Below are 14,039 nucleotides of genomic sequence, written 5' to 3'. Positions count from 1 at the left end.
GGGCACGGGCAGCCCACCCGGCGGCGATCTCGGGGATGCGCCACCGGGGTGGGTGGAAAGGGGGGAGTGCCGCCGCAGGAGGCGGGGTCGGCACGCGGGTCCTGCGATGTGAGCGGGCGGCTCGCGGTTACCGGCGCAGCGCCTCGACCGGCTGCACCCGGCTGGCCCTCCATGCGGGGTAGAGACCCGCGAGTAGACCGGTGAGCAGCCCGATGCCGGGTGCGGCGGCGGCGACCTGCGGATGGATCACGGGTGTCCAGTCCCTGGCCAGAGCGACGCCCACGACGGTGAGGATGCCGAGTGACGTGCCGACCAGGCCGCCGAGCATGCCGAGCGCGCCCGACTCGGTGAGGAACTGGGCCGTGATGTGCCGTCCGCGGGCACCGAGTGCGCGGCGCAGACCGATCTCACCGGTGCGCTCCAGAACGGCGACCAAAGTGGTGTTGGCGATGCCCAGTGTTCCGATGAACAGACAGATCGCGGCGAGCAGCAGGAACAACTGGTCGAGATCACCACCCACTTCAGTCCGCAGCGACTTGGGGTCGGGCGGTGGCACGGACCTGAAGTGCTCCGGGTGTGCGGCATCGAGCGCCAGCGGTACCTCGGTGGCCACCTGCGGGGCGGCACCCAACTGTGTGGAGACGAGCATCTTGGGCGCGTTCTTCGGCGCACCCCAGATCTGCTGCGCGGTGGACCGGGGCACCACGACTGAGAGCAGCAGGTCGGCCTGGCGCTCGACGTCGTCCACGATGCCCACGACCGTGAAGGCCTCGTCACCGATGAACACGGCGGGCGCGGTCTCCAGGGTCGTGATGCCGAGCCGGGCGGCAAGCCCTGCGCCGACGACGGCGACCCGCTGCTCAGTGCGGTCATGCCAAGGGTCGTAGAGCCGGCCCTGGGCGAGGGTGGGGTGCGCCGCTCTCAGCACGCCTGAAGAGGCGGCCACCACCTGGATCCGGCTGCTGCCGCGGTCGGGGCCCACCGGTGCCGATCTGACCTGCTCCTCGGGAGCCAGGTCGACGGACCAGTAGACGCCTGCGTCTCGTACGCCGTTGAGCCGCTCCACCCGCTGGTCCGCATCGGCGGGGAAGCCGACGGTGCCGGGGGCGCCCTGCTCGCGGGAGACGTCGTCGACGGTCACCTCGGTGGCGCTGAGCGCGTTGAACCGCTCGTCGATCTGCGAGGAGGCGGTCGCGGTCAAGCCGAGGATGGCGACGAACGTGCCGACTCCAAGCACCGTCCCGAGCGAGGTCAGCGCGGAACGGGCAGGGCGCTGCAGCACGCCGGCGAGGGCCTCGGAGAGCAGGTCCCGCACCGCGAGCCGGTGCCGGGTCACGCCGGCGGGCCGGCCGGCCTCGCGCCCGCGGAGCCCAGGCAGAGAAAACGGAAGACGTCTCATACGGGCCTTCCTCACTGCGGGAGGTCGAGGGTCGGGGAGTGTGACCGGTCGGACGCGGGCTCGGGCTCGGGCTCGGGCTCGGGGCGGAGTGTCATCGGGCCGTGCGGCCGGGTGTCCACCTCGAGGTGCGGCGGGGCTGATGTCTCCGACAGCGTGCCGTCCCGGATGGTCAGGGTGCGGCGGCCGCGGGCCGCCACCGCCGGGTCGTGGGTGATGACGACCACTGTCATACCGCTGCGGTGCACCGCGTCCAGAAGCCCGAGGATGGCCTCAGCGGTCGCGGTGTCGAGGTTGCCGGTCGGCTCGTCGCACAGGAGCAGCGACGGCCGGCCCACCAACGCCCGCGCGATGGCGACCCGTTGGCGCTCCCCGCCGGAGAGCTGGGTGGGCAGGGAGTGCAAGCGGTGGCCGAGCCCCACCTGTTCGAGGGCGGCGCGGGCGCGTGCCGCCCGCTCCCCGCGCGGAGTGCCGTCGTAGAGGAGGCTGAGCGCCACGTTCTCCAGGGCGCTGCGGTGCGGCATGAGATGGAACGCCTGGAACACGAATCCGATGCGTTGTCCGCGCAGGGCCGTGCGGTCCGCGTCCGGCAGCGAGCCGGTGTCGACACCGTCGAGCAGGTACCTGCCCGACGTCGGTGAGTCGAGCAGCCCCACGATGTTCAGGAACGTCGACTTACCGGCCCCGGAGGGACCGACCACGGTCACGAACTCGCCCCGCTCGACGCGCAGGTGACAGGGAGCGAGAGCCTGTACCGGTGGTGGCCCCGGGTAGGTGAGGCCGGCCTGCCGCAGTTCGATGACCGGGGGCTCGGCTACGGCAGTCACGAACCCGCTCCCGCCGCGCCCGCGGGGCTCGCGCGCACGCCGATGAGGACCTTGTCCCCTTCGGTGAGCGCGTCCGTGGTCTGCGGGCGCACTTCCACGCAGCCGTCCCCTGTGCTCCCGGTGGCCACCGCCACCTTGCGCCGGCCGTCCCCCTTCTCCACGACGGTTACCGTCGTCCTGCCGTCCGCGCCCGCCGACACCGCCGACAGCGGCACGACCAGGCTCGCGCCCTTGGTGGCCGCGGCGCGCACGGTCAGGCGCACGTCCTGCCCGGTGAGGTCCGGCGGCAGCGGCTCGTCCGGGCGTACGAGCATCAAGTACCCCTGGGCGCCGGCGGCCTGCTCCTTGTCCTCTCCGCTCGCGGCGGTCTGCTCCTGACCGACGGTGTCCGCGACCGACACGACCTTCGCGGTCGCGGTGCGGCCGGTCACCTCGGACAGGATCTCCACCTGCTGGCCGGACCTGACCAGGCCCTTCTCGTGCTGCTGCAGATAGCCGTGGACGACCAGGGCGCCGGCCGACACGGTGAGGACCGGCCCGGACACCTCCTCGCCGACCCGCGCGTGCACCTCGTCCACCCGGGCGGGGAAGCGGGACAGGAAGACGACTTCGGAGGCGGGCAGCATGGGTCCGGTCGTCGCCCGCACCCGGGCCAACTCTTCGCGTGCCTTGGCCAGGTCCTCCCGCGCCCGCTCGACCTGGCGCGCGGAGCCTTCGCCCGCGCCCTTGCCGTCCACGCCGGTGCCCGTGCCCGCGTCCTCACCGCGGGTGCCGGAGCCGGCGCCGGACGCCGCGCCCAAGCGGGCGTCCTCCAGCGCCCGTTCGGCCTCGGTCACCGCGGACTCGGCGCTGTCCACCGCGCTGTCGCCGTCCTCCTGGGCAGGCTGCGGCGTATAACCGATGCTGTCGTAGAACGCGGTGAGCGCGGCCTTCGTCCGCGGCCCGAAGTACCCGTCACGGTCACCGGCCGTGCTGTGCCCGAGCGCGGTCAACGCGTCCTGAAGCTGGGCGATGTCATCCCCCTCCGCCCCGGGCTTCAGGTCTCGGAAGACAGGCAGCTCACCCTGCAAGGCGAACACCGGACGGCCGGAGACCTCGAGGAGCCGCTGGCCGGCCTCGATCTGCTGACCACCCTTGACCGGCAGCTTGGTGACAACGGGCGCACCTCCGTCGGGGCTGCCCGCCGAGGGGCTGACCTCGACGGTCTGGGCCGCGGTGACCGTGCCGCGGACGGTGACCGAGTCCTCGAGGACCCGGTGCTCGACCGGGGCCGTGAGCACCGTCGGCGGGGGCGCCTCGGAGTCGGCCGCGGCCTGCGCGGGCGACTTGATCATCTGGGTGGCCGCCATGCCGGCGCCGGAGAGCAGTACCGCTCCCGTGGCGATCCCCACGGCCCACCGGCGCTTTCGGGTCAGCCCTGAAGCACCCGTGTGCACCTCGCCATCGGACATGGCGGTTCCCTTTCCCCGGACCTTCTCCTGGCCTTGACCGGTCCGCTCGTGCGGACCGGACGGTGGCGCGGTCAGCCGCGCAGCACCTGCTCCGCGGCCTTCACCGCGGTTTCGTTCTGCTTTTTCGCCTCGCCAAGGGCGAGTTGGTGCTCCTCGATCTGCTTGCGCTGGATTTCGGAGTCGGTCTCGAACCAGATGTTCACCAGGTCGACGGACTTCTTGCAGTCAATATCCGCCAGTGCGACATTGACCGCCCGCTCGCTGTCGAGCGGCTGCCCCTTGTTCAGGTCGATGGCCTCGAAAGGATGGGCGACTTCGTAGCCCTTCCCCTTCATACAGGACGACCATTTATCTGTGGCTTCCTGAACTTCCGGAGCATCCTGGGACTGCATCAGGCTCTCGTAGTTCAGGCGGCTCACGAGCGAGAAATCAAGTCCGGCGGATCCGACCTTGTTCTTGGCCCATCCCGTGCAGCCGCCCTTGGGGATCTTCTTCCCCTCGTACGAGTCCGGGGCCGGGGTGAAGCTGTCGCCCTTGCGGAGCCCGCCGCTCAGCACCATTTCCGCGGACTCGGTCAGGGCCGGCGGTCGCGCTCCGGCTTCCGGGCCTTTTTCGTCGAGCCCGTATCCGTGCTTTTCCGCTACCCTGCGGTCGGTGATGCCGTAGCGCCGTTCCATGTTCGCGTCATTGGAGTTCGGCGGCGGCGTGGTACCGGCGGGCGGCGGGCGGAAATCGAAGCCGAAACCCGCCATGCATTCGGACTGCAGGTTGCGTGTGGCCTGGTCGATGACCACGTTCTGTTCAAACGTCTGCATGTACTGCTCGAGCGGCAGGGTCAATCCCTTGGCCAGCCCGCTTTCAGGGGTGGCCGGAGGCCACTTGGACCGGTCGACGTTCTTCAGACTCTGCGCGGCCACAGCCGCCGGGTCAGGCTTCTGCTCGGCGGCGCAGCCCGCCGTGACCGTGCTGACCAGCACAGTCACGGCGAGCAGCGCGTAGCGTCGGTTACGCGAAGTGCTGCGAAGCATTGTTGTTCTTCAGCGTGGAGTTCAGGTCGACGATCTTGCCGCCGGCGCAGTACTGGCTGCCGTTGGTGTGCGCGAAGAACTGCGAGCTGCCCTGGTAACCGGAGTTGTAGTAGATCCGGTAGGAGTCCCACGGGCCGCAGTTCTCGACGGAGGCCGCATTGTTCTTCACGGCCTGGCCCGTGCCGGGCGCGGTATTGCCATTCACGTTCTTACCGAACACGAAGTTGTACGTCTGCGCAGTGGCGCCGTTGGCCGACACGGTTTCGCCCGCGTAGTTGTAGACGTTTCCGTAGAAGTGGGCCACAGCCGAGTAGTAGCCGTCGTTGGCGATCGAGTTGTAGTGCAGGTTGAGCTGGCCGCCCGCGTATTCGATGGCGCAGGCCTTGTAGCCGCAGTTGTTGTCCACCTTGTACGTGGCTGCGTTCGCGGTCGGCGCGGTGCCAAGCAGGGCGGCGGCCGTAGCAGCAATGGTGGCGAGCGCAGCACTGACGCGCTTGCTGAACGTGTTCATTCCTACTCCTCAAGAGAGAGAAAAATGCCGTCAGAGGAGTGGAACGCAGGCTGTTCAGGCGATTCCGCATGTCGCTGCACATGCGACCGTGCGAAGTTGCAGCAAGGATCGATCGGGTATCGAAACCATGCTCCGTGCGTTGCAGTCCCCCCCGGGAAGTGCTCATCATTAAATCAGTTTCACATCACACCGAAACGGACAAGTGATCACTTCTGACCCATCACAGGTAGGTCACATTCCGGCCGCGAGAAGATCAGGCACCGACCTGGCCGAGAGCTAGTGACACGACCTTGCCGAAGTCTCCTGGCTGGGCATGACCGGTGTGACGATTCCGCCGTTCGGGTTCTCGATCCCCTGCCGAGTCACTGCCAACTGCCGGGGCGTCCTGCCGGATGAGGCTGCGCGGGGCGCCGCGCCCCCGCGTGGGCGACCTGCAAACGACATCCCTCACCCGGACCACGGAATTCAGCAACCGCCGCAAGCGTCCGAACCGGCGCATGGTGGCCCACATGGCGGCCATGCTGCCCGGGGTAAGGATCAACATCGATCCGGAGCCGGGCCCGGACCGCGGCGCCTTCCAGATCGGCGGCGAGCGCTACCGCATGGACGCGGGCGTCACGGAGTACGTCCTGCTGGCCCGTCTCACCGCCGGGGACCGGCGCGAGGCCCGGCCGGCCTTCCTGTTCTGCGGCCAGCGCGCGATCACCAATCAGGCCGCCACCCGCTACCTCGCGCGCCACCACGAGAAGCTCGCCCGCAAGCACGGCAACAACTCCTTCGTGCTGCTGCTGAAGGTGGTCAACTCGCAGGCGTACGGCCCGGATGTCGTCGAACTGGTCGGGGACGTGACCCGGCCGGCGACAAGCCCCCTGCCGGCACCGGCACCGGCACCGACGACCCGCAACTCCCACCGGGCCCAGGCCCGGTGTGCAGCTGACCTTCTTCTCGCCTGCGGACGGCCCGTCCTGGTGTCCGATCCGCCGCGCGAGCAGTGATCTCCGGCTGCACCCTGCGTATGCCCCTGTGCGTTCGTGTGTGACCTGACCACTGCAACGTATCGACACAAAGGGCAGGTATGCCAACGACACGCACCTTTCGGGCATTAGCCCTATTTAACGCGATTGTTGGGTCAAGGCTTCACGCTTCCGCGACTTCGCCGTACAGCTGCGATAGCTCGGGCACGCCGTCCGCCGCCCACGCGTGGCCGGACGCCACCACGTCGAACTCCCGGCCGGAGGCGAGCCGGACGACGGGCTGCCCGTCGGACCGGATGGACCAGGCGGCGCCGGGCACGGTGCGCACGATCACCGTGCCGAGGTACAGACCGGCGTCGTTGCCGAGCCAGGTCAGGATCTCCTCGTCGCTCCGCCAGCGCGGCAGTACCTGGTCGAGCTGCTCCAGCGAGACCGCGGAGTCGTCGAGTCGGACACCCTCCCGCAACGCCTGGGAGCGCAGCAGATCACAGTCGGCGAGCAGGTCACCGATGCCCTCGGCGTCGTGACCCCGGTGATCTTCGCGCCGCTTGCCCAGGAAGGGGAAGTTCATACCTCCAGACTGTCATTCGAACCGCCATGTGCACCACAGGGCACGCAGGAGCGGCGCTGGAGGGGAGCAGGAGCGGAGCAGGAGGCTGGGGGCGCCTACACGTCCAGGTCCACCACGACCGGCGCGTGGTCCGAGGCGCCCTTGCCCTTGCGCTCCTCGCGGTCGACGTAGGAGTCGGTGACCGCCTTGGCGAAGGGCTCGTTGCCATACACCAGGTCGATGCGCATGCCGCGGTTCTTGGGGAAGCAGAGCTGGCGGTAGTCCCAGTAGGTGAAGGGCTGGTCGTACTTGAGCGGGCGCGGGACCACGTCGGACAGGCCGGCGCCGCGCAGGGAGGCGAGGGCGGCGCGCTCGGCGGGGGTGACGTGGGTGGAGTCCTCGAAGGCGGCGCGGTCGTAGACGTCGTCGTCCGTCGGGGCGACGTTGTAATCGCCCATCACCGCGAACGGGCGGCTGCCGGTCGCGTCGCCCTCGACGGCCGTGCGGAGCGCCTCGAGCCACTGGAGCTTGTAGGCGTAGTGGGGGTGCTCCACCTCGCGGCCGTTGGGCACGTACACCGACCAGACGCGGACCGGGCCGCAGGTGGCGGAGACAGCGCGGGGCTCCTGTACGCCGTCGTAGCCGGGATCGCCGGGCAGGCCCTTGACCACGTCCTCAAGGCCGACGCGAGAGAGCACCGCCACGCCGTTCCACCGGCCGGTGGCGTGCACCGCCGCCTCGTAGCCCTTCTCGCGCAGCTCGTCGAAGGGGAACTGCTCCTCGGCGACCTTGGCCTCCTGGAGGCACAGCACGTCGGTGCCGCTGCTCTCCAGCCAGGCGAGGAGCCTCGGCAGGCGGGCGGTGATCGAGTTCACGTTCCAGGTCGCGATGCGCATGTCCCACAACCTACCGGGCGGGACTGACAACCCCGTCCCGCCCGGGATCGTCACCGGTCGGGGCCTCACACTCGCGCGGAGTCCCCCGGGGCGAGCCGCCGGTGCTCGGCGCCGCCCAGTTCGCCGATCTGGCGGTCGTAGATCGGTCGGGCGAGGTCGGTGAGGAGGGCGTCGTGGATGTCGTAGGCGCGCTGCGGCTTCACCTCGCGGACGTAGTCGATGACCTCGGAGATCTTGTTCCACGGCGCCATCACCGGGAGCATCAGCGTCTCCACCGGGTGGTCGGGGACGGTGAGGGCGTCACCGGGGTGGAAGACCTTGCCGCCCTCGACGAGGAAGCCCACGTTGGTGACGCGGGGGATGTCCGGGTGGATCACCGCGTGCAGCTCCCCATGGACCTGCACGTCGAATCCCGCGGCGGTGAAGGTGTCGCCGTGGCCCACGGTGTGCACGCGGCCCGGGAACGCCGCCGAGATCTTCTCCGCCACCGACTTCAGCGTCCAGATCTCGGCGGCCGGGTTGTTCTCCATCGCGGCGCGCAGCCGCAGCTCGTCGAAGTGGTCGGGGTGCTCGTGGGTGACGAGGACGGCGTCCGCGCCGAGGGCGGCGTCCTCCTCGCTGAATCCGCCGGGGTCCAGGACGAGCGTCCGCCCGTCCTTCTCGAGGCGGACGCAGGCGTGCGACTTCTTGGTGAGCTTCATGACTCCATCCTGCCGCCGCGGGCCGGCCCGCGGCCGGGCAGGACTCACTCGGGCGGCGTGGTCTCCTCCCGGATGACCTGCTGCGCCACCCGAAAGGCGCCGTTCGCGGCCGGTACGCCGCAGTAGACGGCCGCCTGGAGCAGTACTTCCTTGATCTCGTCCGGGGTGAGGCCGTTGCGCAGGGCGGCCCGGAGCTGGGGCGCGAGTTCCTCCAGGTGACCGCCGGCGACGAGGGCGGTGAGGGTGACGCAGCTACGGGTGCGCCGGTCCAGGCCGGGCCGGTCCCAGACCTCGCCCCACGCGTACCGGGTGAGGAACTCCTGGAAGTCCCCCGAGAACTCGTCCGCCTGCGCCAGCGCCTGGTCGACGTGCGCGTCACCGAGCACTTCGCGGCGCACCTTGAGCCCCGCCTCGTACGGGTCGGCCCGACCCTGCGCCGGGACCTGCGGCGCTACGGCGGCCGGGGCGATCTCGGCGACGGGCGCGGCCGCCTGCGGCGGCGGGGCCATGGCCGGCTGGACGGGGGCGGCCGAGGCCGCGAGGGCCGCCGGTCCCGCGGGGGCGACGGGCGCGGTCGCGTGGGCGGCCGGGACGGCGATCTGGCCCGTGGAGGCGTCGTGGCCGGTCTGCCAGGCGGTGGTGAAGTGCCGCACCAGCAGGTCGGTGACGGCCGCGGGCTGCTCGACCGGGACCAGGTGGGAGGCGCCGGGGACGACGGCGAGGCGGGCGTCCGGGATGCCGGCGACCAGGGTGCGGGCCTCGGCGGGGCCGGTGACCTGGTCGTCGGAGCCGACCAGGACCAGGGTCGGGACGCCGACCTGCCCGAGTTCGCCACGCACGTCGAACGCGGCGAGCGCTTCACAGGCGGCGATGTAGCAGCCGGGATCGGTGGTCCGCACCATCTGCACGGCCCACTCGGTGATCGCGGGCTGGGCGGCGGCGAACCCTCCCGTGAACCACCGCTCCGGCGAGCTGCGGGCGATGGGGTCCAGCCCGTTCGTACGGACGATCACGCCGCGCTGGCGGAACTCGTCGGCCGTGCCGAAGCGCGGCGAGGCGGCGATCAGCGCGAGGGAAGCGAGGCGTTCGGGGTGGCGCAGGGCGAGTTCGATGCCGACGGCACCGCCGAAGGCGCAGCCCGCGTAGCCGAAGCGCTGCACGCCGAGCCCGTCGAGTGTGGCCAGCAGACGCGTGGTGAGTTCGGCGACGGAGCCCGCAGGGTGGGCGGCGGCGCCGCCGTGTCCCGGCAGGTCGAAGCGGAAGACCCTCCACTGCTGCGCCAGCTCGGGCACCTGCCGGTCCCACATGTGCCATGTGGTACCCAGTGAGGGACCGAGGATCAGGACCGGGGCCTCTTCTGGCCCGTCAAAGCGGTATTGCAGGGGGGTCGACGGTGTCTCACTCACGCCCCAGACCCTCTCACGTCTCACAAAATCTCACACAGCCGGGGGAAGCCGACGGCCCGGTGCACCTGCGGCTCGACTCGTCGGGCACTGCCGGCGGCCTCATCGATCGAGTCTGATTTTCTCAGTGTGCACGCGCGCCCTGGCGCAGCGTGTCCCGGCCGACCGCGCTCTCGCCCTGTCCTCACGTCGACGCGCTGCTGCCTTCACCAGCACAGCTGCCAGCTGTTCCGAGTTTGCAGCAAAGCGTCTGGCGCTGTCCCGAAGGTCGGGACAGCGTAGCGGGAAACCGTTCGGGCCACTCGGATCAGCACCTGATAACCACCCCTTGGGATACGCCGCCGGCCTCACGCGCGACCGTTCACCTCACCGTGCAGGCCATCCCATGTGCTGGCGGCTTCGCGGAGGTCTTCCACGTCCGGCTTCACGTACCACTTTTTCGTGGTCTTCACGTTCGTGTGCCCGGCCCACCGGGCGAGGATGTGGTCCGGCACACCGTTGTTGGCAAGGAAGGTGAGGCAGGAGGCACGAGCGTCGTAGAGACGTACTCTGCGCAGGCCAAGGACCTCCATGAGCCGGTACGCGCGCCTGCGGAGCTGCTTGATCGTGAAAGCCTCCCCCGTCTCGTGCGCCACGACGTAGCCGGAGTCCGAGTAAGCCTCACCGAGGACCAGCCTCTCCTTGGCCTGCAGAGCCTTGAACGTTCTAAGGGCCATCAGTACTGGACCCGGCATAGGAAGAGCACGTTCTCCGGCCATGGACTTGGTGTCCTTTTCCACGACGTACCGATTCCCCATCATCGTCCGGGTGTTGGCTATGATGATCGTGGCATCGTCCAAGTCGACGTCCTCCCATCGAAGTCCGCAGACTTCAGCGGGGCGCAGCCCAGGAGGGGAGCATAGAGCCGTTCCGTCTTGACGCCGTGAATGAACATCTGGACTTCCTGGACGTTCCACGGCTTCACTTCCTGCTTCTTCTTCCGATCCTCCTTACGCGCCCTACGCGGGATTGAGACATGCTGGGCCACATTCATGGTCAGCAGCCTTCGCGTCACTGCCCGATTCAAGGCATCCTTCAATCGCGCGAGGCTCATTTCCACACTGGTCCCCCCAAGCGGAGTACCAGCTTTTCCGCCGCGCGCGCGTCTATACCTCAACGCCCAATGCATCCACTCTTCTACATCCTCCTCCGTGAGCTCTTGAAGTTGGATATGACCCAATTTCCCACGAACCCGATCCAAGGTAATCCGGTAGTTATAGATAGTGGTCTCTTCCAGATCATCTGCTTTCATGGCCAGCCACCGATCTAGCCACTCGTTGAGAGTGATCTGCTTGGGAGGAACGAACGTCCCCTCCTGGCGACGGTTAGTGATGCGCGCGTACTCACCTTTCGCTTCCTTAAGCGTGGCAAATGTACGAGTCAACTGCCTGCGCTTTCCGGTTGCAGGGTCGACTCCCACGTCGACCACGAACCGGTATCGCACCTGCCCCTTCGAGTTGGGTGGGAGCTTCTTGATCGGATCGGACAGGGGGTACTCACACTCCTTCTGTTCGTGGCCTACGCCGACTAGGCACTGGCTCAACTGATTGGCACCAGACCAGCGTCGTTCCACGCCATGGCGCAGAGCGGCATCTGAAGGTTCAGGCAGCTCCACCGCCAAGCGCAGCCGCGCACGCGAACATGCTTCGAGGATCGTCACGATCGCCGGTTTGGCTAACCGGCGATCGTCGTCTATGTTGCGCTCGCCGTCCGCACGCGATCCACGCTCTCAGCGTGTCGCGAACGTTGGTGAGACGACGAGAAGGCAGACAAAGCGGCAACGTTCGCAAACAGGGCGAGCTCCTCGTTACGTCGGGCATGGGCTGACCGACCACATGGTTCAGGGTGTTGTACGTTGACATACCCCTACGGCTACTTCCACCCTTTCCAGCGCCCTTCTCTTCTGCCATGGGCGAATAAGGGAAGGTAGTTGCCGAACCGGGGTCCAGCTACCGTGGGGTGTAGCGCCAGAACCTACCTATGCCAGAGGGGTGCGCGCTCTGGATATGACCTACGGCCCGGCTGTTTGGTAGGGCGAGCGGCTGGCGGAGCGCCCCACGACGAGAAAGTCCTGGCTTCCAGGCGGACCTCATACACGTCGCACGCCTTTTGCAATGGGTTTCCCCGACATGGTCGAAGCGGAGCCGGCATACGTCCGCGCGAGACTCGGCACGAGCCAGTCGCCGGGCGGCGAAATGCTCGCCGTCGCGCTTGCCCACCGCGACGCGAGGGTGCCGGTCGCCTCCATCGCCCGGCACTTCGGGGTGGGTTGCTCCACCCTGTCGTACTCTCTCGCCGCGTACGACGAAGCCGACGCCACCGGCCGCCAACCTGCACCCGCACCCGGTACGCGATGAGGAACACCATGAGCGCCACCGCCAAGGGCACCTGCCCGGCCTGCACGGACTGGGCATACGCGAGCAGTCAGCCCAACTACGACCACATCCACGCGGTCCGCGCCCTGCCCGACGAGGACCACGAAGACACCCACCTTGTCCTCCACGGCTGGGCCACCGGCTTCTCCTCGGAGAGCGTCCCCTGCCTCGAACAGACCTGGGTGTTCTTCGAGCGCTTGGAGCCCGCCCTCGTCTTCGGCCGGGCCGGACGGATGTCCGTGCACGACATCACCAGCTACGGCGTCTACCGGGCCGCCCGCGAAGTCCGCTTCGACTACGGCGCCGGCCGGCAGGTCACCACCCTGTACGTCACCGGCCGCGCGATCGACCGTCAGGCGGGAGAGGACAAGCAGTTCTCGCGCTGGACGCGGGGCGTCAAGCCGGAATCGGCGTACTACGAGGACCCGGTGCAGTAGCCGCCCTTCACCCCGACCGCGGGCCGCTCGACACGACCCAAGCCGACCTCGGCTGCGGCTGGGCCTTCGGGAACGGCCACCGTGTCACCCCGCGCGCGGTGCTGCACTGCACCGACTGCCGGCACCGGATGCACGCCAAGAAGTCCATCAGCGGCCTGCGCTACTTCGCCCACGATCCCGGCGGCCCCGAGTGCTCCGGAAGACGATGGACACCGGCTCATTCGTTGATCCGGGTGACCGTAGGAAATCGGTAGGCCACTGGCCATGGGTCTGGTACGCAGGACCTCCGTTTCAAGGAGGTACGACCTGTGGCTCAGTCTCTGCGCCCCGCCCCGCCGGCCCCGTCCCGTGTCCGGCTCGCCATGGCAGGCTTGCTCGCAGTCCGCGGCACACTGCTGTCGGATCTGAACAGGTCGACGGGGACCCTCGGCGTGCGGGACGCATCCGGAAGGCAGAAGCGGCTCGTCCACCTGGACGACTTCACTCTGTCCCTGATCGCCACGATGCTCAAGGAACGTGCGGCGCGTTGGCCGCACGCCGCCAATCCCCACCTACTGGTCACACGGGTGACCGCGCACGACCCTACAGGTCCTCGAATGAGCCACAAGGCGCTCCAGTACTTCTTTGGACACCTCGGGCTCAACTCGGAGCAGGTGCGCATCGACAGGATCTTGGACGAGGCCCGGGCAACGGCCGATCCGGCCCACCTGATGACCGTCTTCGGGATCACCGAAGACACAGCCATGGACTACCTCGCGTCAGCTCACCCCGAAAGGTTTCCCCCCGACCCCATCGCGCCGTAGGCCCGCGTCCGCTCCGATGACGGCGCGACGCCGATGTCTGGGTGATTCCTGCTCCTCGCGACACCCGCTTGGGCGTGGAGGTCATTGTGGCGTTCGCTCGTGGGGTCGCGTGGTGCGGGTAGTTCGCCGGCGCAGGTGGCGCGGCCGTAGGCGCCCGATGCGGTGGCGCCCTGAACGTGCTCGCCGCGGATTGCTAGTAGACACCGTGCCTGCCCGCCCTCGCCGTCGAGGAGGATGCTGATGGTGGGCCGCTTGCCCAGTGGCACGTGCACGGTCTTCTTCCACGGCATTTCGACGTCCGTCTCAACCTTGGCTCTGCCCTCACTGCCGTGGGCAAGGTAGCTGACCTCGACACTGCCCTCACCGGCGACCTCATACGTCACGGCGGCCGTCGGTGTCTTCTGTTGCTCGGGGGCTGCGTCGTCCTCCGTGCCGAGGATGCCGTACAGGACGAGGCTCAGGCAGGCGGCGACGACCGCCCCGGCGGCAACGTAAGCAGACCGGTCGCCGCCATGGCGTTTTTCGGCCGAGTCTCCGGTCGTGGCGGCCGGTTCCTTTGCAGAAGTTTCAGGGTCGGCTGTTTTCGCTGCTTCTACGTTTCCGGTCATGGCATGGGTCTGACTTTCGTCGAGTGCGCGCGATGACGCG

General features: G+C 68.7%; 15 protein-coding genes and 1 pseudogene. 4 read left to right on the top strand and 12 right to left on the bottom strand.

Features of this window, described 5'->3' with window-relative positions:
• Window positions 1-127: 127 nt before the first annotated feature.
• The 5 genes from ACFW48_RS27815 to ACFW48_RS27795 form a co-directional block, all read right to left on the bottom strand.
• Window positions 128-1,399: an ABC transporter permease gene (locus ACFW48_RS27815; RefSeq protein WP_386318983.1), complete on the bottom strand. Its 1,272-nt coding sequence runs from the start codon at window positions 1,397-1,399 to the stop codon at window positions 128-130.
• Window positions 1,400-1,410: 11 nt separating this feature from the next.
• On the bottom strand, window positions 1,411-2,223 hold the full coding sequence (locus ACFW48_RS27810) for an ABC transporter ATP-binding protein (protein WP_386318980.1): 813 nt from the start codon (window positions 2,221-2,223) through the stop codon (window positions 1,411-1,413).
• Window positions 2,220-3,674 carry a peptidoglycan-binding protein gene (locus ACFW48_RS27805; protein ID WP_386318978.1) on the bottom strand — a complete coding sequence of 485 codons (1,455 nt, stop codon included), beginning with the start codon at window positions 3,672-3,674 and terminating at the stop codon, window positions 2,220-2,222. The genes ACFW48_RS27810 and ACFW48_RS27805 overlap by 4 nt, the downstream gene beginning before the upstream one ends.
• A 71-nt stretch (window positions 3,675-3,745) precedes the next feature.
• Window positions 3,746-4,702, bottom strand: coding sequence for a hypothetical protein (locus ACFW48_RS27800; RefSeq protein WP_386318976.1), 957 nt, complete (start codon window positions 4,700-4,702; stop codon window positions 3,746-3,748).
• On the bottom strand, window positions 4,680-5,213 hold the full coding sequence (locus ACFW48_RS27795; protein ID WP_386318974.1) for a hypothetical protein: 534 nt from the start codon (window positions 5,211-5,213) through the stop codon (window positions 4,680-4,682). The genes ACFW48_RS27800 and ACFW48_RS27795 overlap by 23 nt, the downstream gene beginning before the upstream one ends.
• A gap of 485 nt (window positions 5,214-5,698) precedes the next feature.
• Here ACFW48_RS27795 and ACFW48_RS27790 point away from each other — a divergent pair.
• A pseudogene (locus ACFW48_RS27790) lies at window positions 5,699-6,130 on the top strand (hypothetical protein); the annotation flags it as partial.
• A gap of 220 nt (window positions 6,131-6,350) precedes the next feature.
• Here the strand turns inward: ACFW48_RS27790 and ACFW48_RS27785 are convergent.
• The 6 genes from ACFW48_RS27785 to ACFW48_RS27760 form a co-directional block, all read right to left on the bottom strand.
• Window positions 6,351-6,758 (bottom strand): DUF6278 family protein, encoded by a 408-nt coding sequence (locus tag ACFW48_RS27785; protein WP_386318971.1) that lies wholly within the window; start codon window positions 6,756-6,758, stop codon window positions 6,351-6,353.
• Window positions 6,759-6,853: 95 nt separating this feature from the next.
• Window positions 6,854-7,633 (bottom strand): exodeoxyribonuclease III, encoded by a 780-nt coding sequence (locus ACFW48_RS27780; protein WP_386318968.1) that lies wholly within the window; start codon window positions 7,631-7,633, stop codon window positions 6,854-6,856.
• Between the two features lie 65 nt (window positions 7,634-7,698).
• Window positions 7,699-8,334, bottom strand: a complete 636-nt coding sequence (locus ACFW48_RS27775) for an MBL fold metallo-hydrolase (RefSeq protein ID WP_386318966.1) — start codon at window positions 8,332-8,334, stop codon at window positions 7,699-7,701.
• Between the two features lie 44 nt (window positions 8,335-8,378).
• The gene (locus ACFW48_RS27770) at window positions 8,379-9,740 is read right to left on the bottom strand and encodes an alpha/beta fold hydrolase (protein WP_386318964.1); all 1,362 of its coding nucleotides are present in this window, start codon (window positions 9,738-9,740) and stop codon (window positions 8,379-8,381) included.
• Window positions 9,741-10,084: 344 nt separating this feature from the next.
• Window positions 10,085-10,576, bottom strand: coding sequence for a tyrosine-type recombinase/integrase (locus tag ACFW48_RS27765; protein ID WP_386318962.1), 492 nt, complete (start codon window positions 10,574-10,576; stop codon window positions 10,085-10,087).
• Entirely contained in the window at window positions 10,552-11,436 is an 885-nt protein-coding gene (locus ACFW48_RS27760) for an Arm DNA-binding domain-containing protein (RefSeq protein WP_386318959.1), read from the bottom strand. The genes ACFW48_RS27765 and ACFW48_RS27760 overlap by 25 nt, the downstream gene beginning before the upstream one ends.
• Before the next feature lie 454 nt (window positions 11,437-11,890).
• Here ACFW48_RS27760 and ACFW48_RS27755 point away from each other — a divergent pair, with 454 nt between their 5' ends.
• The 3 genes from ACFW48_RS27755 to ACFW48_RS27745 all read left to right on the top strand — a co-directional run bounded on the left by ACFW48_RS27755 (window position 11,891) and on the right by ACFW48_RS27745 (window position 13,391).
• On the top strand, window positions 11,891-12,133 hold the full coding sequence (locus tag ACFW48_RS27755; protein ID WP_386318957.1) for a hypothetical protein: 243 nt from the start codon (window positions 11,891-11,893) through the stop codon (window positions 12,131-12,133).
• A gap of 8 nt (window positions 12,134-12,141) precedes the next feature.
• Window positions 12,142-12,588 carry a hypothetical protein gene (locus ACFW48_RS27750; protein ID WP_386318954.1) on the top strand — a complete coding sequence of 149 codons (447 nt, stop codon included), beginning with the start codon at window positions 12,142-12,144 and terminating at the stop codon, window positions 12,586-12,588.
• Window positions 12,589-12,950: 362 nt separating this feature from the next.
• Entirely contained in the window at window positions 12,951-13,391 is a 441-nt protein-coding gene (locus tag ACFW48_RS27745; protein WP_386318951.1) for a hypothetical protein, read from the top strand.
• Here ACFW48_RS27745 and ACFW48_RS27740 read toward each other — a convergent pair.
• Window positions 13,352-13,999: a hypothetical protein gene (locus tag ACFW48_RS27740; RefSeq protein ID WP_386318949.1), complete on the bottom strand. Its 648-nt coding sequence runs from the start codon at window positions 13,997-13,999 to the stop codon at window positions 13,352-13,354. The two genes, ACFW48_RS27745 and ACFW48_RS27740, sit on opposite strands and share 40 nt — an antisense overlap.
• Window positions 14,000-14,039: the final 40 nt, after the last annotated feature.

Source organism: Streptomyces sp. NPDC058812 (assembly GCF_042744565.1).
In the GTDB taxonomy this organism is placed as follows: Bacteria; Actinomycetota; Actinomycetes; order Streptomycetales; family Streptomycetaceae; genus Streptomyces; species Streptomyces thinghirensis.
This window is presented reverse-complemented; position numbering and strand designations above follow the sequence as displayed.